The sequence below is a fragment of the Radiobacillus kanasensis genome (assembly GCF_021049245.1).
In the GTDB taxonomy this organism is placed as follows: Bacteria; Bacillota; Bacilli; order Bacillales; family Amphibacillaceae; genus Radiobacillus; species Radiobacillus kanasensis.
Window position 1 is genome coordinate 2,983,355 of the sequence record NZ_CP088020.1, and the last position, 17,971, is coordinate 3,001,325.

18 protein-coding genes are annotated in these 17,971 nt (G+C 41.1%); all 18 read right to left on the reverse strand.

The annotated features are described in order from the left end of the window. Nucleotides 1-9 precede the first annotated feature (9 nt). The 18 genes from KO561_RS15560 to KO561_RS15645 all read right to left on the reverse strand — a co-directional run bounded on the left by KO561_RS15560 (nt 10) and on the right by KO561_RS15645 (nt 17,847). Complete coding sequence (locus KO561_RS15560) at nt 10-471, reverse strand: PTS sugar transporter subunit IIA (protein ID WP_231094185.1); 462 nt, start codon at nt 469-471, stop codon at nt 10-12. 67 nt (nt 472-538) lie between these two features. Further along, nucleotides 539-1,831, reverse strand: coding sequence for an NAD(P)H-dependent oxidoreductase (locus KO561_RS15565; RefSeq protein WP_231094186.1), 1,293 nt, complete (start codon nt 1,829-1,831; stop codon nt 539-541). A 22-nt stretch (nt 1,832-1,853) separates the two neighbouring features. Continuing rightward, nucleotides 1,854-2,222, reverse strand: a complete 369-nt coding sequence (locus KO561_RS15570; protein WP_231094187.1) for a PTS glucitol/sorbitol transporter subunit IIA — start codon at nt 2,220-2,222, stop codon at nt 1,854-1,856. A 23-nt stretch (nt 2,223-2,245) separates the two neighbouring features. Further along, nucleotides 2,246-3,256, reverse strand: coding sequence for a PTS glucitol/sorbitol transporter subunit IIB (srlE, locus tag KO561_RS15575; protein ID WP_231094188.1), 1,011 nt, complete (start codon nt 3,254-3,256; stop codon nt 2,246-2,248). Nucleotides 3,257-3,268: 12 nt separating this feature from the next. After that, nucleotides 3,269-3,823: a PTS glucitol/sorbitol transporter subunit IIC gene (gene srlA, locus KO561_RS15580; protein ID WP_231094189.1), complete on the reverse strand. Its 555-nt coding sequence runs from the start codon at nt 3,821-3,823 to the stop codon at nt 3,269-3,271. An 18-nt stretch (nt 3,824-3,841) separates the two neighbouring features. Continuing rightward, nucleotides 3,842-4,222, reverse strand: coding sequence for a transcriptional regulator GutM (locus KO561_RS15585; RefSeq protein ID WP_231094190.1), 381 nt, complete (start codon nt 4,220-4,222; stop codon nt 3,842-3,844). Between the two features lie 116 nt (nt 4,223-4,338). Then, the gene (locus KO561_RS15590) at nt 4,339-5,280 is read right to left on the reverse strand and encodes a sugar-binding transcriptional regulator (RefSeq protein ID WP_231094191.1); all 942 of its coding nucleotides are present in this window, start codon (nt 5,278-5,280) and stop codon (nt 4,339-4,341) included. 150 nt (nt 5,281-5,430) lie between these two features. Further along, on the reverse strand, nt 5,431-6,813 hold the full coding sequence (gene lpdA, locus KO561_RS15595) for a dihydrolipoyl dehydrogenase (RefSeq protein WP_231094192.1): 1,383 nt from the start codon (nt 6,811-6,813) through the stop codon (nt 5,431-5,433). Nucleotides 6,814-6,825: 12 nt separating this feature from the next. After that, nucleotides 6,826-8,130, reverse strand: a complete 1,305-nt coding sequence (locus KO561_RS15600; RefSeq protein WP_231094193.1) for a dihydrolipoamide acetyltransferase family protein — start codon at nt 8,128-8,130, stop codon at nt 6,826-6,828. An 11-nt stretch (nt 8,131-8,141) separates the two neighbouring features. Then, nucleotides 8,142-9,125 carry an alpha-ketoacid dehydrogenase subunit beta gene (locus tag KO561_RS15605; protein WP_231094194.1) on the reverse strand — a complete coding sequence of 328 codons (984 nt, stop codon included), beginning with the start codon at nt 9,123-9,125 and terminating at the stop codon, nt 8,142-8,144. An 11-nt stretch (nt 9,126-9,136) separates the two neighbouring features. Further along, nucleotides 9,137-10,126: a pyruvate dehydrogenase (acetyl-transferring) E1 component subunit alpha gene (gene pdhA / locus KO561_RS15610; protein WP_231094195.1), complete on the reverse strand. Its 990-nt coding sequence runs from the start codon at nt 10,124-10,126 to the stop codon at nt 9,137-9,139. 298 nt (nt 10,127-10,424) lie between these two features. Next, nucleotides 10,425-10,811, reverse strand: a complete 387-nt coding sequence (gene dhaM / locus KO561_RS15615) for a dihydroxyacetone kinase phosphoryl donor subunit DhaM (protein WP_231094196.1) — start codon at nt 10,809-10,811, stop codon at nt 10,425-10,427. A 1-nt stretch (nt 10,812) separates the two neighbouring features. Beyond that, nucleotides 10,813-11,430 carry a dihydroxyacetone kinase subunit DhaL gene (gene dhaL / locus KO561_RS15620; protein WP_231094197.1) on the reverse strand — a complete coding sequence of 206 codons (618 nt, stop codon included), beginning with the start codon at nt 11,428-11,430 and terminating at the stop codon, nt 10,813-10,815. Nucleotides 11,431-11,452: 22 nt separating this feature from the next. Further along, entirely contained in the window at nt 11,453-12,445 is a 993-nt protein-coding gene (gene dhaK / locus KO561_RS15625) for a dihydroxyacetone kinase subunit DhaK (RefSeq protein ID WP_231094198.1), read from the reverse strand. Nucleotides 12,446-12,624: 179 nt separating this feature from the next. Beyond that, complete coding sequence (locus KO561_RS15630) at nt 12,625-14,280, reverse strand: glycerol-3-phosphate dehydrogenase/oxidase (RefSeq protein ID WP_231097195.1); 1,656 nt, start codon at nt 14,278-14,280, stop codon at nt 12,625-12,627. A 221-nt stretch (nt 14,281-14,501) separates the two neighbouring features. Next, a complete protein-coding gene (gene glpK / locus KO561_RS15635; RefSeq protein WP_408004824.1) occupies nt 14,502-15,992 on the reverse strand; it encodes a glycerol kinase GlpK in 1,491 nt (496 codons plus the stop codon). Nucleotides 15,993-16,024: 32 nt separating this feature from the next. Beyond that, nucleotides 16,025-16,849, reverse strand: a complete 825-nt coding sequence (locus tag KO561_RS15640; protein WP_231094199.1) for an MIP/aquaporin family protein — start codon at nt 16,847-16,849, stop codon at nt 16,025-16,027. Nucleotides 16,850-17,298: 449 nt separating this feature from the next. Beyond that, a complete protein-coding gene (locus KO561_RS15645; protein ID WP_231094200.1) occupies nt 17,299-17,847 on the reverse strand; it encodes a glycerol-3-phosphate responsive antiterminator in 549 nt (182 codons plus the stop codon). Nucleotides 17,848-17,971: the final 124 nt, after the last annotated feature.

Genomic DNA, 17,971 nt, shown 5'->3' on the forward strand with positions numbered 1-17,971 from the left:
GTTCACTCCTTAAACGGTTAATAACTGCTTATTGAGAAGCTCTTTTAATTCAGTATCCTTCCTACTCTGATTCATTTCGCTTAACTGTTCGAGAAAAACACTGTCTTGAATGAGGTTGATCATATTTTCTAGTAAGCTTAGTTGATCATTTGGTTCCTTCATGGCAAGCATAAAAACGATATGAACTGGAATTTGGATATCCTCTGTACCCATCACAGTAAAGTCAATAGGTTCTTCCAAAAATCCTACAGCGATAGCTGGTGTATATACATGTTCAGTGTCTGTATGCGGAATGGCAATTCCAAAAGGCTCAGAGGGTAAACCGGTTGGAAAGACTCTTTCCCTTTCCAAGATTGCTTGATAAAAGCTGGGTTTAACGACTTTGATGTGTTCTAGGCTTGAGGCTAATTCGTGGAGTATCTCTTCTTTTGAATCCGGTTTCAATTTCTGTGTTACTAATTGACATTCCAACGCATCCACTCCTTTACTTTAGGAGGTGCAAGTTGCACCCCCTTATCCTAATGAATCTTTCTCTATTCTATTTAATTAACCGATCTTGTAGACTTCGTAAATTCCAAATAGTTGTTTCTTGTTTGTGTTCAATCACATCATAGGTGATGATTTCCCCTTTTTTCACAGGCCTTTTCATCACCACATGCCGGTCTACCAATCCGAGTGGTAGAGCTTGTTTCGAAATCGCATCATCTTTAGACAGTATTTTTCCGTACACGGTGAAACCACCAATACCATCTAGTGCTTCTCCCTCAGCCAAATCCTTTTTCGCAACCGTAACCGTCTCTGCAACAACCCCACACCACGGAGCAATCGTCGGCTGCTGATCAAAATATGCCTTCGCGATAGAAAGTGGTGTTTCTAAACTAGCTAAGTGGTACGGTCGATACAGAACATAGTAAGGACCTTCCCCAAGCTTTAGGTATTGTAATTCATGATGCACTTCTTCTTGGTCCGAAGTAAAGATTACGAATACACCAGGTGCTACACCGTTTACATATTCCACTACCTTCTCATTGCTTAAAATTCCACCCGCTTCCTTTGGAATTAATAGAGTCGGAAGTTCTTCTACAGAAGCACTTGGGCCGTGCATACCTGCGACATCTGGTAAAAATCCAATAGCGTTTGCGACAGCTGTCATCTCTACCATTGTTTTCGTCCCATCTTGGAACGAAGCAAGCATTTTTGAACTAGATCCTTTTTGTTTGGCTTCCTCTTCAGCAGACGCTGGATTTGCCTCTAGGTTTAACTTATTATTCTTCCCTTTTCCGACGGTCACAATGTTAAATCCCATTGCATCCGCGAAATCATAAAGCTCCATAATCGCACCAGGCTCATCCCCAGCAGATCCGGTGTACACAACACCAGCGGCATCTGCCATACTTTTTAGAATCGGACCGACCGTTACATCTGTCTCCACATTCAGCATCACGATGTGCTTTCTGTTTTGAATCGCCTGATACGCAATCGTTGCCCCTACATCTGGTATGCCAGTGGCATCTACTACAACATCTACTGCTTCAATAGAAGTCACGAGGTCAATCTGATTTGTGATCACTACGCCGTCTTGTTTAATGAAAGAAGTGGCTTCGATTTCATCCGATGACTGCTTGATCTTTTCTTCTGAAAGTCCTGCTAGCTGATAGGCTTTACGGGCATTATCTACGTTAATATCTGCTGTAATGACCACTCGCATCCCCTTCATTTTTTCAATTTGAGAAATCATCCCCCTTCCCATTTGCCCTGCGCCAACTAAACCGACTTTTATATAATTTCCTTCATCGGCTAGTTGCTTTAATAATCTGTTTATCCCCAACATGTTGACCAACTCCCCATGGTTGTTATTTTGTTCTTATAAACTTTATAGCGACTTCTTCTTGTAATATTGGTAGGGCTTTTTTCTCTACACAAAGTGTACCTGGCATATCTGTTTCGGTATCTCCTGAAAAACTAATCGTACAGTGTCCAAGTGTGTGTAAAGTTTCATTCACTTTTCCACCTACACAAGTAATTTCATAGGCATCATCCCCGATGACTAACTGATCCCCAACCTCTACTTCACTTTTCCATGGTTCATGGCGATGAATAGCGGATATTTCCTTTAGTTCATCTGGTGCTGTTTCATTGAAAATAACGAGCATATCTGCACTTAGTAAACTATCAATGTCTTTTCCTAGTTCTGTAATTACAGATTCATAGATGATAATCAATATAAACCCCTCCGTGATGTGAATTACGAATATAAACCGAAGCTAGCAACGTATGCGATGACTACAGCGATTGGACCTGTGACCTGTCTAGAAATAAGAACCGCTGGTACCCCAACTTCAATCGTCTCAGGCTTTGCTTCTCCAAGTGTTAATCCAACTGGTACAAAGTCACACCCTACTTGCGGGTTGATGGCAAACAATGCAGGAAGTGCTAGCTGTGGCGGAATGTTTCCACGACCAATTTCTACCCCAACTAAAACCCCAACAACTTGTGCAATGACGGCACCTGGTCCTAACAATGGGGACAGGATTGGCAACGCACAAATGACCGATAGGATGAGCAATCCAATAATGTTGCCTGCTAGTGGAGAAACGACATTTGCAATTAAATCGCCGACTCCTGTGAAAGTAATGATTCCGATAATACAGCTGACAAATGCCATGAACGGAAGAATGTTTCGTATAATTTGTTCAATGGTTTCCCTACCTGCTTGGTAGAAAACGTTTACAACTCCACCCATACCTCTTCCAATTCTCTCTAGTAACGAACGCTTTTGTTTCGGTTGATTCGTGTAAGCTGCAGCTTTCTCTTTCGCTTCTTGCTTGATTTCTTGCACTGACTTCTTTTTCTCCGAAGCATTGGTTGCTTCAGAAGAACTTCCATTAGCAAACTCGATGTTCGCTTCTTTTACTCCTGAAACAAAATTATCCTCTTTAATAAAACTCATGAGTGGCCCAGATGGTGGTGTGGCTGTTAAATTAATCGTTAGGACACCCATTTTTGGATATACACCACACCTTGCTGTCCCACCACAATCAATAACGACACAAGCCATTTCTTCACTTTCGATTTTTTTAGTGAATCCATCCACTGCTTCTGCGCCTGTCATGTCCGCGATTTTTTGAGCGATTGGATCAATTCCTCCACCCGTTACAGAGACAACATATTTCTTCTGATCCGTTGGCTCTATAACGAGAGGGCCTCCCCATCCACTTGGACCTTGAGATACTTGAACCGGTTTGTAGTTACTCATCATTTCTCCCCCTTACGCTCCAATAGATTCTGCTGCTGAACTATTTTCAGCTTCTCTTTTGCTCATCATTCGTTGGGTTATTTTCTCCGTTACAATACCGCGAATAAGGATGACCACAATCCCTACTAAGAAGAAACGAATAGCTAGTGGTCCAAGTGATAAGCCTAGTTCCGTAATCCCTTGCGCAATCCCCATATACACGAAAAGTTCCGCAGGGTTCGCATGAGGAAACAATCCTGTTACCGGGTGTACAAAAGATACAGCAGAATCATAAAACGCTGGCTTTTGATTTTCTGGTAAAAACTTTCCGAAGGTGTAAGCCATAGGATTTGTTAAGAAAAATACAGCTAGGATTGGAAACAATGTGTACCGTAAGATTGTATATTTCGTACTTTTTTGAGCTAATCGATAAATTCTTTCTTCTCCCACTAACCTAATGAAAGCGTTAACAAAAGTGATTAAAACAATAAGAGTTGGAATAATTCCGGTAAAAAGCCCCATGAAGGTATTTCCACCCTCTTGAAACATTCCGATAAATCCCTCAGCAACCTTGACTAAAAAGTCCATTTCTCTTCCTCCCTTTTTCTACGCCAGTTGTTTTTTGTCCATCTGGTCTTTAATATTCTTTACAGCCATTGATACAGGTGCCTCCATTTTGAAAGTAGCTTGATTATCTTTCAGTGTTTCAATTGAATCTCCAATGACTTCTTGGAAAGGCTTAAATCTGGAAAAAACCGTGACCCCTTTCATCAGCTTACTGTCTACGACTTTCCCAACATTGTCACAGACCACGATGACAACCGTACCTACTCCAAATTTTTGCTTATCCACCCCAACACCTAAGTACCCATTAGATCGCCTGCTCATCAGCTGAAGAGTCCGTCTATAATGCTTCATTTGGATAGATGTCAAGAATATCTGTAAAAACCAAACTACAACAAACGCAGCAATTAGCACTCCCCACACAATATCCACCCCCATTAATTTACAAATGTTCTATTCTGTTACCTTTGTAAAAATTATATGACTAATTATCGCAAACTGTCAATGAAATTTTTAAAATTTTCTAACAAATCAACATCCTATAAATCTAGTAAAGCTGAAGCCGTGTTATCATCTGTTATCAACACATCTACATATCTTCCTCTAATCGCAGCATCAATACTAGAAGCTTTTTCTTTTCCTTCTACTACTCCTATGACTAAGGGAATATCTTGTAGAACGCTTAAATCCATTCCGATAACCCGTTCATTTAAGGAATGAGAAATCTGCTTTCCTAGAGCATTAAAGAATCGAGAACCGATATCTCCAATCGCACCGGCCTGTTTCAAATCTTCCATATCTGTTTCCTGTAAATAGCCAATCTTCTTCATGGTAGAATCACGATAAGGATCTCCAATCCCCACTAAGGCAATCTCCACTTGCTTTCCTTCTTCTAAAACTGCATGAATATCCGAGTTTTCTATTAATCGATCTTTCAACTCAACGGAATCTACCATTGCTGGAGCGTACAAATAGGAACAAGTTCCATTAACCTTTTTCGCTAATTCATAGGCAAGTTGGTTGGAGTGAATCTCTACATTGCTTCTTCCCATTCCTCCAACAAGAGGTACAATATTTAAGTTTTCTACTTTTTGGTAAGGAAACTCATTTACTAAACTAGCTAGGGTTGTTCCCCAAGATATTCCTAAACGTTTTACATCTGTTAGTTGACTTGTTAAGTAAGAAGCCGCCGCTCTCCCAATAGACCGCTTCACCATTTCAGGAAGTTGATCCTGTTGGGAAACAACAACTACCTCTTTTAATTCATACTTTTTCTCTAATGCCTGTTCAAGCTTTACAGTGTGAACATTTTCATCCTTTATATAGATTTCTACTACTTTTTCTTCTCTCGCTTTGTTTAATAGTTTGGAAATAACCGGACGAGAGACTCCGATTTTCTTTGCAATCTGAGCTTGTGTAAATCCTTCAAAATAATAGAGATTTGCTACTCTCACCATAAGTCTTCTATCTTCCCATATCATACTATCGCCTCTTCTAGATTTTTCTTAAATCATATCATACGAAGGAAAGGGAATTAATAGTGCGTGTCAAAAAGGAGGATAAAAAGCGCAAAGAAATTCAAGCCAACGTAGAAGTTCTAAGCGATTTTCACCGGACTTTTTGAACATCCTCTAATAATGAATTCCTTTTCCTAAAAAAGAATTGGCTACTTCAAAGAGGCCTTCTGATAGGGTTGGATGGGGCGAGACCATATGGGCTAGTTCCTCCACCGTTCCTTCTAGATGCATATACGAAGAAGGCTGACTGATCATTTCTGTGGCATGTGGGCCAGCAATGGTCACCCCTAGTAACTCTCCATATTTTTCTTCTGCTACTAGTTTGATAAACCCTGTGTTACTATTCATAGCCATTGCACGAGGATTTGAGGCAAGACTAACCTTTTGTACCTTCACTAAATATCCTTTTTGTATTGCTTGTTCCTCCGTTAAACCAACAGCTGCTATCTCTGGGAATGTATAGACACATCTCGGAATAGTAAAATCGTTCCTAGACTGCTTTTTTCCCAGTATGTTCCCTACCGCAATTAAGCCTTCATGGCTTGCAGCATGGGCAAGCTGAAAGCCACCAATTAAGTCTCCAATCGCATAAATGCCGGGTAAATTTGTTTCTAAATAATCATCTACTTTTACAAAGGGACCATCCGATTGTAACTCTAAAGTTTCTAAGCCGTGGTAATTCGGTTTCCTACCTGTTGCAAGCAGTACACAATCGGAAGGTAAGGATTGTGAAGTGCTATCTTTATCAGAAAAGTACACTTCGACACGATCATTCTCCCTAGATTGGAACGAAAGCACTTTGGAGTTCAAACGCACCGTAATTCCCTTAGCTTCTAATTCTTTCCTTAAATAACCGCTGGCGTCTTCATCTTCATTTGGAATAAGCCTAGCTCCCATTTCGATGATGTCTACCTTGGTTCCTAAGCTGTGAAAAATACAGGCAATTTCGACTCCAATAACGCCCCCACCAATAATGACGAGCCTTTCCGGAACTCTTTCTAGATGAAAAATACTATCACTTGTGTGAATAACCGGGTGACCAACACCTTCAATAGGAGGGACAATAGGAGTGGACCCGTTTGCTAGAATAATAGAGGTTGCCTTAATCTCTTGTTGACCCTCTCTTTGAATTTGTATAATTTTATCAGGTTGAACGAATCCATACCCCTGAATAACATCCACCTTATTCTTTTTCAGGAGCATTCCAATCCCATCCTTTAGCTGGGTAATGACCCCATCTTTTTTCTTCATAAGCTTGGAAAAATTGATACTATAGTTATTCGCCTCTATCCCCCAATCCAGAGACTTTTCTAACTCTTCTATTAAAAAGGCTTGATGGAGCAATGTTTTCGAAGGAATACAGCCTCGATTCAAGCATGTTCCTCCTAAGTCTTTCCCTTCAATCAAGGCAACCTTTTTGCCATGCTTTGCTGCGCGAATCGCTGCTACATAGCCTCCAGGTCCACCTCCTATAATGGCGACATCATACTGCTTCATCCCGTTTTCCCCCTATAGTAATAATTGGAATGGCTCCTCTAATGTTCTCTTTAAATTACTTAAAAAGGCAGCAGCTGGTGCTCCATCTACGACACGATGATCAAAAGACAGACTAAGTGTCATCATGGATTGGACTTCTACTTTTTCACCAACTACTACTGGTTTTTTCACAATTCGACCAATACCTAAAATGGCTGTTTGTGGTGGATTAATGATCGGTGTAAAGCCATCGATGTCGTACATACCTAGGTTAGAAATCGTAAAGGTTCCTCCCGCAATATCTTCTGATTTATAAGATTGGCTTCTAGCTCTTTGTGTGATTTCTTTCGCTTCCACTGTTAACTGCTGTAACCCTTTTTCTCCAACATTTTTAATAACCGGAACGATAAGTCCATTATCAATAGCAACAGCTAAGCCAATGTTTACTTGGGAATGAACGTGGATTTCATCCGCTTCCAACGTCGTATTTAGCATAGGGTGACGACTAAGACATACTGCAACAGCTTTCATTAAAATTTCCGTATAAGACAGTCGTTTCTCTGTTACTTGCTCAATCACCGGTAGTAACTGCTTCCTCAGCTGGACGACTTGTTCCATGTTGACTTCCGTATGAAGTGTGACATGCGGGATGGTTTGCACACTTTCCGTCATCCGTTTTGCTATTGTTTTTCTTAAGCCTTGTAACAGAATCGTCGTCCCTTTATGAGAGATAGACGAGTTTGCAACCGGCAAATCCTTCCGATAGATTTTCCCATTGGATCCACTACCTATAACATTGTTTAAGTCCATTTGTTCGTCTGCTGCAATTTTTCTTGCAAGTGGAGTAGCCTTTACGGCTGGTTGTTCCTCGGTGGCGAGTAAAACATCTGTTTTTTGAATTCTTCCTTTTGGCCCTGTACCTACTACCTCATTAAGTACAAGATCATGCTCCTTCGCAAGATATCTCGCCGCCGGGGTTGCACGAACTTTCTCATTGCCTGTAGCTAATGACTCCACAATTGTCTCTACCCTTTCTTGCGTGGCCACTGAGGACTTTTCCTCCGCCTCTCCTTGTGGAGGCTGCTCTGGCACTTCTTCCCCAGCTTCCCCGGTATAGCCAATAATTGTATTAACAGGGACTTCATCGTCTGCTTGATAATACTTTTTTAGTAGAATGCCATCTTCATAGGATTCGACTTCAATGTTGATCTTGTCTGTCATGATTTCAAATAGCGGCTCTCCTACATGGATTGTGTCTCCTTCTTCCTTAAACCACTGCAGAAGTGTACCGATTTCCATCGTGCTACTTAATTTCGGCATAAAAATTTCTTTGGCCATGTACTCCCCTCCTATACTCGCTGCAACGTTTCTTTCACAGCATGTTTAATATCCTCTTTAGATGGAACGGCCGCTTTTTCAAGTTCTGGGTTGTACGGAATCGGAACCGGAAGACCACCTATACGTTTGATTGGAGCATCTAAATAATCAAAAGCTTCACTCTCTGCTATTAAACTAGCAATTTCTCCACCGTATCCACCGCGTTTTACCGCTTCATGAACGACGACAGCACGGCCTGTTTTCATAACCGATTGAACAATCGTTTCTTCGTCTAAAGGGACCAAAGTACGCGGATCGATGACCTCCACCTCTATCCCTTCTTCTGCTAACTCTTTCGCCGCTTCTAATGCTTTATGAACCATTATAGATGTAGCCACAATCGTGACGTCCGCTCCTTCACGTTTAATATCTGCTTTTCCCAAAGGGATTGAATATTCTTTTTCCGGAACTTGCGACTTTGTTTGATAGAGTAGTTTATGTTCATAAAAGATGACCGGGTTTTCATCGTCCATTGCCGCCTTTAGCAATCCTTTCGCATCATAAGCTGTCGAAGGCTGGACCACTTTTAATCCAGGAATATGTGCCATCCATGCCTCTAGACTTTGGGAGTGCTGAGCTGCGGCACCCGTCCCTGATCCACCAGGGGTCCGAAGCACCATCGGTACCTTACCTTTTCCACCGTACATGTAACGGAGCTTTGCCGCCTGGTTCACCATCTGATCCATGGCTATCGTAATAAAATCGGAAAACTGCAATTCTAGGATTGGCCTCATGCCGGTTAAAGCAGATCCAATTGCTGCACCGGCTATAGCGGATTCCGAGATTGGAGTATTACGTACTCTCTCAGATCCAAACTCCTCAATCATCCCTCTCGTTACACCAAAAGCTCCTCCGTAGACCCCAATATCCTCACCAAGAATAAAGACATCTGGATTTTTTCGCATTTCTATACTCATGGCCTCTCTTACCGCTTCTTGATACGTGATCTCTCTCATTATGTTCCCCCCTATGCGTAAACATCTTCCAGTAAGTTATCTTTCGATGCCATTGGGCTATTTTTGGCAAACTCTACAGAGTCTTCAATCATTTGTTTTGCCTCTGATTTCAACTGCTCCGCATGTTCTTCACTGAATACATCCGATTCGATTAATAGTTCTTTAAAACGTTTTATAGGATCCTGCTCTTTCCATTCCTGCTCTTCTTCCCGAGTACGGTATTTTTTAGCATCACTTTTCGAGTGACCTTTCCAGCGATACGTCTTCGCTTCTACGATGGTCGGTCCATGTCCAGCACGAGCACGTGTGACCGCTTCGTCTACAGAATTCATTACTTCCACAATATCGTTACCATCCACCGCTACTCCTGGCATTCCATAGGAAGAAGCTCGATCAGCTATGTTTTCAATGTTCGTCATTTCTTTCACGGAGCCGGACATGCCATATTGGTTATTCTCACAGATAAACACAACCGGAAGCTTCCAAATAGAAGCTAGGTTTAATGCTTCATGAAAACTTCCTTCATTAGATGCACCATCTCCAAAGAAACATAGCGTCACATAATCTAGCTTTTTCATGTGAGAGGTTAAAGCTGAACCTACTGCTAACGGAATACCGCCCCCAACAATCCCGTTTGCGCCAAGGTTTCCTTTTTCTACGTCGGCAATATGCATGGAACCGCCTTTTCCTTTGCAGTATCCGGTTTCTCTACCGAATAACTCTGCCATCATTTTGTTCACATCGGCTCCTTTTGCGATACAGTGACCATGCCCACGGTGTGTACTCGTAATTTTGTCCCTTTCCTCTAAAACTGCACATGCCCCAGCAGCAGAGGCTTCTTGACCTACACATAAATGCGTGGTTCCATGAATCATACCTTTCGCAAAAAATTCATCGACCTTTTCATCAAAAAATCGAATCAACCACATTTGCTTATAAAGATCTATCAACTTCTGCTTATCTATTCCTTTCGGTACAGAATAACCACTCAATGCATCCATCCGGCTCTCTCCTTTACATTTGTTCTTAGTTATTACATTTGTAATTATCATAAAATTTTTACAACTATTCGTCAAGTGGAACCGCTTACTTTTTTTGTGGTTGGAGATGAGAACGAATGGTAGGATTGGGTGAACACTGATTAAAAACTTTTAATGCCAAATATTTAAACGCTGATAAATCCGTCCAGGCAGCCGGTATATCAATTTAATCGTCGATATCGAACTCACGAACGCCGATAAAACTACCCGAACGCAAAAAAACCCGTTACGCAACGGTAACGGGTCTTACAAATTTCTATTATTCAGTTGGAGCTATTGCTCTCTTAGCAGATTCCAAAATTTCTTCAAGAGATTTTCCCATACTAGCCTCCACTGCCGAGACATAGGCTCCTTCAACGAGCGCAACATCTTTGGCAACCCTTATGTTATCATGTTCAGACATTTCAATAGCCATCTCTGCATTCATAAGAGCACTTCCGAGATCATAAAACAAGAGCACGCCTTTTTCACTATATACTTCTTCGATCGCATTCGATATTTTCTCAAAGCTCGTGCCAATATCATTTTCATCGGTTCCACCTGCTGCTACAATGGGAACATCCTTGATAACCTGACTAATCAAGTCTTTAATGCCATCTGCAATCTTTGGACTATGGGAGATTAAAACAATTCCTACATGTGACATATTATTCTCCCTCCACTGCTGATGCTAAAGAATCAAATACAAAATAGGATGAAACAGAGCCTGCATCCAAATGACCAATGGATCTTTCTTTTAAGTATGCAGATCTACCCTTTGTCGCCATAATATCCTTCGTGGATTCCATAGCCTCTTTCGCTGTTTCTCGCAAATCATCGGGTTGAACGTTCTCTTGATCCTGTAGCAATCCTTGGACAGGAGTCCAAACGTCGATTAATGTTTTCTCCCCTTGATTCGCTTTCCCTCTTTGTTTCATGCCTTCAAGCGCTTGGGCAACAGCAGCAGCCAAATCCCCCTGCGTGACAGGGTCCTTCCCTTTCGTAGCCATCGACATTTTTAGAAAAGCTGTGCCATATAAAGGACCTGATGCGCCTCCTACCTTGGACATTAACGTCATAGCTACATCTTTCAAAAGATCAGAAACCGCTTCGTATTCAGAAGAAGAAGTCTTTTCGATGACCGCTTGAAAGCCTCGAGCCATATTGATTCCGTGATCTCCATCTCCTATGGCTTGATCTAGGGATGTTAAATATTCCTTATTCTCTTGTATCTTTTCGTTTGTCAATTCGATCCACTTTAAAGCTTGGTTAATATGAAGTTCCATCGACTTCTCCTCCTATACGTTGTTAGATTCGGAATGCTGGAGCTTTGGACTCGGAATCTAGTAATTCCTTTAACTCCTCATCTAATTTTAATAGACTGATAGAACAGCCAGCCATCTCTAAGGATGTCATATACTCCCCAACAAATGTCTTATACACTTGAATTCCTTTTTTCGATAAAATTTCGTGGACCTTTGCATTTACGATGAATAGTTCCATTTCTGGTGTCGAACCGAGACCATTTACCATCACCGCTACTTCAGAACCACTATAATCAATATCTTCTAAAATTTTGGCTGTTAACTCTTCGGCTATCTCATCGGCAGATGCAATTGCTTTTCGTTCTGTTCCGGGCTCACCGTGTATTCCCATTCCGATTTCCATTTCATTATCTGCAAGCTCAAAGCTCGGTTTACCTGCAGCCGGAACGGTACATGGACTTAACGCCATACCCATAGAGCGAACATTAGCTACTACTTTTTCTGCAACTGTCTTCACTTCTTGTAAAGAGCCACCCTTTTCTGCTTTAGCACCGGCAATCTTATGAACAAAAACAGTTCCAGCGATGCCGCGTCTACCTGTTGTGAAAGAGCTATCTTCTACGGCAACATCATCATTTACGACGACTTGTTCAACCTGGATTCCTTCCGCCTCAGCAAGTTCAGCAGCCATTTCAAAGTTCATCACGTCACCTGTGTAGTTTTTGATAACTAAGAAAACGCCGACTCCACCATCCACTGCTTTAATCGCTTCAAACACTTGGTCCGGTGTAGGTGATGTGAACGTTTCTCCACATACCGCAGCATCAAGCATCCCTGCTCCCACATAACCAGCGTGTGCAGGCTCATGGCCACTTCCACCACCGCTTACTAAGCCTACTTTATTTTGAACGGGTGATTCTTTTCTTACAATTACCGTCGTATCAGGTACTTGCTTCATACTTTCTGGAAACGCTGCTACTAAACCTTTTAACATGTCTTGCACAACTTGATTTGGATCATTAATAATTTTTTTCATCGTAATTCCCTCCTCAAAATGGTAAAACTCGGTTTATAAATGTTGTAGAACCAACACCTTCCATTGATAGCGCTTCCATCACCTCCGATAAAAAGTATAAAGAATATGATATCTGTCTGAATATATGTATAAATAGACGAAGTTAACTCTACTTTTTAGTAGAGTTAACCGTCCATTTTTTACGCTACTGGATGGACCGCTTCATATAAAAGTTGGTCTAATTCTTTCGTGTAAGATTGAATCTGTTCTTCCTTCCAGGAAAAAAGCTTAGCCATATAGGCGATAACAGATTCTTTATGGGTTTCTACCCAAGCTATATCGAAGAATAAAGCACCTGTTCGTCGGATAAAGAAATCCACTGGTTTATAAACAAGCTCTTCTTCCACTGCATAATGAAGCATGGCGAAGACAACTGGATCTACGTGTTCAACTTCTGCTTTTTCTTTGTTCGTTTGATATATCTCTAACACTATATCAGCATTAGCTCCATATCGTTGAGCTATCGTTTTTGCAACTTTATCGGATAATCCTAACTGATTTGCTTTTTCTACTGCCTTTTGATAGGAATCAACAAATCCTTTTGATCCGCCAACATCCCCACCGGACAGCGGAAGATGCTTCGTCACAGAATCTGAATATAAAATTTCATCTTCTTGCTTAAATTGATCTCTGACCAGGTCTACAACACTTTCCGCCATTTTGCGGTATCCAGTGAGCTTACCACCGGCGATAGAAATCAACCCGGATTCAGAAACGAAAATTTCATCCTTACGAGAAATTTCTGAAGGATCCTTTCCTTCTTCATGAATGAGCGGTCGTAAACCAGCCCAGCTTGATTCCACATCGTCTGCTGTAATGTTCACATCAGGAAACATAAAATCAATCGCTTTCAAGACATAATCCCGATCTTCCACAGTCATCGTAGGACGAGCAATATCTCCTTTATAAACAGTGTCTGTGGTACCTACATAGGTCTTCCCTTCACGCGGAATCGCAAATACCATTCGTCCATCTGGTGTATCGAAATAGATGGCTTGCTTCAACGGGAAACGTTCCCCATCGAACACAAGGTGAATCCCTTTTGTTAATTGAAGTGTTTTCCCTTTTTTGGAGTGATCCTTTTCCCGAATGGTATCGACCCACGGACCTGCTGCGTTCACAATTTTTTTAGCATAGATGGTATGTGTGGACCCATCGATTTGATCCTCTACCTCTACTCCAACTACTTTACCAGCATCATACACGAGTTGAGATACTTTGGCATAGTTAATCGATTGAGCCCCTTTTTCTACCGCCTTTTTCATGACTTCTATCGTCAAACGAGCGTCATCTGTTTTATATTCCACATAATAGCCTGCTCCTTTGATCCCATTGCTTTTCAAAAGGGGTTCCCTTTTAAGTGCTTCTTCCGGTGTAAACATTTTTCTACGTTCATGTTTTTTTACACCTGCTAGAAAATCGTAGACACGAAGTCCGATATTTGTAGTGAAAGGACCAAACGTCCCCCCTTTATAAAACGGAAGCATCATCCACTCAGGTGTGGTAACGTGCGGTGCATTCTCATACACAATGGCACGTTCCTTCCCAACCTCCGCAACTACTCCTATTTCAAATTGTTTTAGATAACGCAAACCGCCGTGGACTAGCTTCGTAGATCGACTAGAAGTCCCCGCAGCAAAGTCTTGCATTTCAACAACTCCAACCTTCATTCCTCTTGTTACGGCATCTAAAGCAATACCTGATCCTGTGATGCCCCCTCCAATGACCAATAAATCTAGAGGTGACTCCTCCATGTTTTTGTATGTTTCCATTCGGTTTAGACTGGAAAATGACATACCCATCGCTCCTTTTTTGTGTAAATTCATTACGATGTTTTCCTCATTATCTCTTATCCCTAAAGGAACACAACTTTAGCATTAGTTTGGGAAGAAAAAGAGACCACAATTCAACCTAAGATATGAAATATCTTAAGAAGAATGCGGTCTCTCAAATTCTCCGTCCAGAATATTAACTTTGTTGTTATTATAGCACGAAGGGTTGGGAGATTAAAAGTGTTTTACTTAAAAACTCTCGTTGCTTCAACCGCTTTTTGCCAACCAGCATAAAGCTCGTTACGTTTTGCTTCTTCCATGTCGTTCGTAAAAGTACGGTCCTTTTGCCACTGTTTTCCGATTTCCTCTTTATCCTTCCAGTATCCAACTGCAAGCCCTGCAAGATAAGCAGCACCTAGAGCAGTCGTTTCATTCACAACTGGGCGATCAACTGGAACACCAAGGACATCACTTTGGAATTGCATTAAGAAATTATTTTTAACTGCCCCACCATCGACACGAAGTGTTTTCAAGTCGATACCGGAATCCGCGATCATTGCATCCAATACATCCTTCGTTTGATAGGCTAAGGACTCTAAAGTAGCACGGATAAAGTGTTCCTTGGAAGTTCCACGTGTAATACCGAATACAGCTCCACGCGCATCACTATCCCAATATGGAGTACCTAGTCCTACGAAAGCTGGAACAAGATAGACACCGTCCGTAGAATCTACTTTTACAGCAAAATCTTCACTTTCAGGCGCATTATCGATAATGCGAAGTCCATCACGTAGCCATTGGATAGCAGAGCCTGCAACGAAAATACTACCTTCTAATGCATACTCAACTTTTCCATCAACGCCCCATGCAAGAGTTGTAAGTAAACCATTTTCCGAGCGAACAGCTTTTTCCCCAGTGTTCATTAACATGAAGCAACCAGTTCCGTACGTATTTTTTGCCATTCCGCTTTCAAAACACGCCTGACCGAATAAGGCAGCCTGTTGGTCACCAGCTATCCCCGCAATTGGAACTTCCTTACCGAAGAAGTGGTAATCGACTGTGTTTGCATACACCTCAGAAGAAGGACGAACTTCTGGAAGCATACTTTTCGGAACACCTAGGATTTCTAGCAATTCATCATCCCATTTTAAATCGTAAATGTTATACATTAACGTACGGGATGCATTGGAATAATCGGTAACGTGAGTTTTTCCACCTGACAGCTTGTAAACAAGCCAGGAGTCAATCGTTCCAAATAAGAGGTCTCCATTATCAGCCTTTTCACGAGCACCTTCTACATGATCAAGGATCCATTTCACTTTTGTTCCCGCAAAGTAAGGATCTAGTAACAATCCTGTTTTTTCACGGAACAGATCATTAAGCCCTTTTTCACGTAGTTCTTTACAAATATCTTCTGTCTGACGAGACTGCCACACAACTGCTTTGTAAATGGGCTTTCCAGTGTTTTTATCCCAGACGACTGTTGTTTCCCGTTGGTTCGTAATACCGATACCAGCGATTTGATCAGGTTCCACGTCTGCCTTTCTTAGTACTTCTGAAATAACTGCTAAGATGGACGTCCAGATTTCGTTCGCATCATGCTCTACCCAACCAGGCTTCGGAAAGAACTGTTCAAACTCACGTTGTGCCGTTTCTACAATTTGCCCATCATGATTGAATAAAATCGCACGGGAACTAGTTGTTCCTTGGTCTAATGATAAAATGTATTGACCCAAAATAATCTCCTCCTGCTCATTTTATATATGAATCAGACAGCTTTTTTCACTGCCGGTGTACTACTACTTTTTTTTAACTCACTATTTAATGCTGCAACAAGAAGTACTGCAACAACCGCAGATACTACCCAGAACGCTGCATTAAATTCTCCAACAAAGATAGCACGGTAGAACAATGCACCATAGATACCACCAAGGATTGGACCTAGGACAGGAATCCAAGCATAACCCCAGTTCGAATCACCTTTACCAATGATAGGAAGAATTGCATGGGCAATTCTTGGACCTAAATCACGAGCAGGGTTAATTGCATAACCAGTAGTTCCACCTAACGATAGACCGATAGCTACGATCAATAAACCAACGATAGCTGGATTTAAACCTTCTGTAAATTGATTCGCACCGATAAACATTAATCCCATAACTAAAACGAATGTACCAATCATTTCACTTACTAAGTTAGAAAATGTGCTCTTAATAGCTGGACCTGTAGAGAATACACCAAGCTTTGCACCTGGATCCTGTGTTTCTCTCCAGTGAGGTAAGTATTGGAAGAATACGATACATGCACCAAGAAATGCTCCAATCATTTGTGCTGTAATGTACATAGGAACCTTAGCCCATGGAAATTCTCCAACTGCAGCAAAACCAAGTGTTACAGCTGGATTTATGTGTGCACCAGAAACGCTACCTACTGCATAAACCCCCATGGTAACGGCAAGCCCCCAACCGATTGTTACAACAATCCAGCCTGCTCCTTCTGCGATGGAATTTTTCAAGTTCACGCCACCTACAACACCAGCACCAAAAATAATCAAAATCATTGTACCAATTAATTCCGCTAAAAATTCGGACATGTTTAAATCCCCCTTAGATTTAAAATCATACTATAAATCCAACAAGTCCGTGCACGGAAAGTGATAGATATATAGAAAAGACCCACACTGCAAACAACATACTTTTCCTGAGGAAAGTATCATTTGTAGTGTGGGTCTCCCAGATCTCCATCACATTCTTTAACTTGTTAATACAAGATTAAATCATAGTGAAAGCGGTGTCAATAACTTTTTTGAAAAAAGTTTGTAAAAAAATGTTCGGACTTGGTTTTAGATCACCTTATCTATTGTACTTTCTAATTTCCTATAAAAACTTTCAATTCTAAGAAGATTACTTTCATACCAGATCCCTTTACTTTTATAAAACTTTCTAATACTTTCTAAAAACCAGCAAATACTTTCAAACACGACTCCAAAATTCCATGAAAAAACCACAGTTCTAAAGACTGTGGTAGTTCAAACCGAATAATTCAAAGATCCCACAAACTGGAGTTAGACGTTGTAACTGCCTTTGCTCCCCCGTCCATAGCATTTTCCACGTCTTCCTCTGTTCGAATTAATCCCCCAGCAATGACTGGAAGATTGGTTGATTCGTTTACTTCTCGAATTATTTTTGGGATCAGTCCTGGCAACACTTCTATGTAGTCTGGTTTAACATTATTAATGATCTTTAAATTATGTTCCAATGCATGACTATCTAGTACAAATAGTCTTTGAATCGCTAATAGATTATGCTTTTTTGCTAGCCCAATTACATTACCTCTAGTTGAAATGATTCCGTCCACTTTTACATCTCTAATCAAAAATTCAATCCCGTATTCATCTGCTTTTAGTCCTTGGATTAAGTCTGCATGAATCAGTACTTTTTTGTTCTCTCTTTTTGCATATCGTACTAGATTCGGAATCTGTGAAAGTCTCGATTCTAAAAATACCATGTACTTTTGTTTTTTACTTTTTAATACCTTTTCAAAATCCTTTGCATGCTTGATTGCTGGTAGCACTCCTGATAATTCTTCCACCAACCCGTTCACCCCATCTTTTCTCTTATTTTTCTCTGTATATTAGTATCATCTTAACAAAAAGTGGACAACGTTACTATATGCGCATAAACACTAGATATTACAACATCAAGCATCCTTGTTA

What these genes read in the sequence shown, in the direction of transcription:
- KO561_RS15600 (WP_231094193.1), bottom strand. Translation starts at nt 8,130, where the DNA reads ATGGCCAAAGAAATTTTTATGCCGAAATTAAGTAGCACGATGGAAATC.
- dhaM (WP_231094196.1), bottom strand. Translation starts at nt 10,811, where the DNA reads ATGTCACATGTAGGAATTGTTTTAATCTCCCATAGTCCAAAGATTGCA.
- dhaK (WP_231094198.1), bottom strand. Translation starts at nt 12,445, where the DNA reads ATGAAAAAAATTATTAATGATCCAAATCAAGTTGTGCAAGACATGTTA.
- KO561_RS15565 (WP_231094186.1), bottom strand. Translation starts at nt 1,831, where the DNA reads ATGTTGGGGATAAACAGATTATTAAAGCAACTAGCCGATGAAGGAAAT.
- KO561_RS15640 (WP_231094199.1), bottom strand. Translation starts at nt 16,849, where the DNA reads ATGTCCGAATTTTTAGCGGAATTAATTGGTACAATGATTTTGATTATT.
- dhaL (WP_231094197.1), bottom strand. Translation starts at nt 11,430, where the DNA reads ATGGAACTTCATATTAACCAAGCTTTAAAGTGGATCGAATTGACAAAC.
- pdhA (WP_231094195.1), bottom strand. Translation starts at nt 10,126, where the DNA reads ATGGATGCATTGAGTGGTTATTCTGTACCGAAAGGAATAGATAAGCAG.
- KO561_RS15630 (WP_231097195.1), bottom strand. Translation starts at nt 14,280, where the DNA reads ATGTCATTTTCCAGTCTAAACCGAATGGAAACATACAAAAACATGGAG.
- KO561_RS15590 (WP_231094191.1), bottom strand. Translation starts at nt 5,280, where the DNA reads ATGATATGGGAAGATAGAAGACTTATGGTGAGAGTAGCAAATCTCTAT.
- lpdA (WP_231094192.1), bottom strand. Translation starts at nt 6,813, where the DNA reads ATGAAGCAGTATGATGTCGCCATTATAGGAGGTGGACCTGGAGGCTAT.
- KO561_RS15605 (WP_231094194.1), bottom strand. Translation starts at nt 9,125, where the DNA reads ATGAGAGAGATCACGTATCAAGAAGCGGTAAGAGAGGCCATGAGTATA.
- srlE (WP_231094188.1), bottom strand. Translation starts at nt 3,256, where the DNA reads ATGAGTAACTACAAACCGGTTCAAGTATCTCAAGGTCCAAGTGGATGG.
- srlA (WP_231094189.1), bottom strand. Translation starts at nt 3,823, where the DNA reads ATGGACTTTTTAGTCAAGGTTGCTGAGGGATTTATCGGAATGTTTCAA.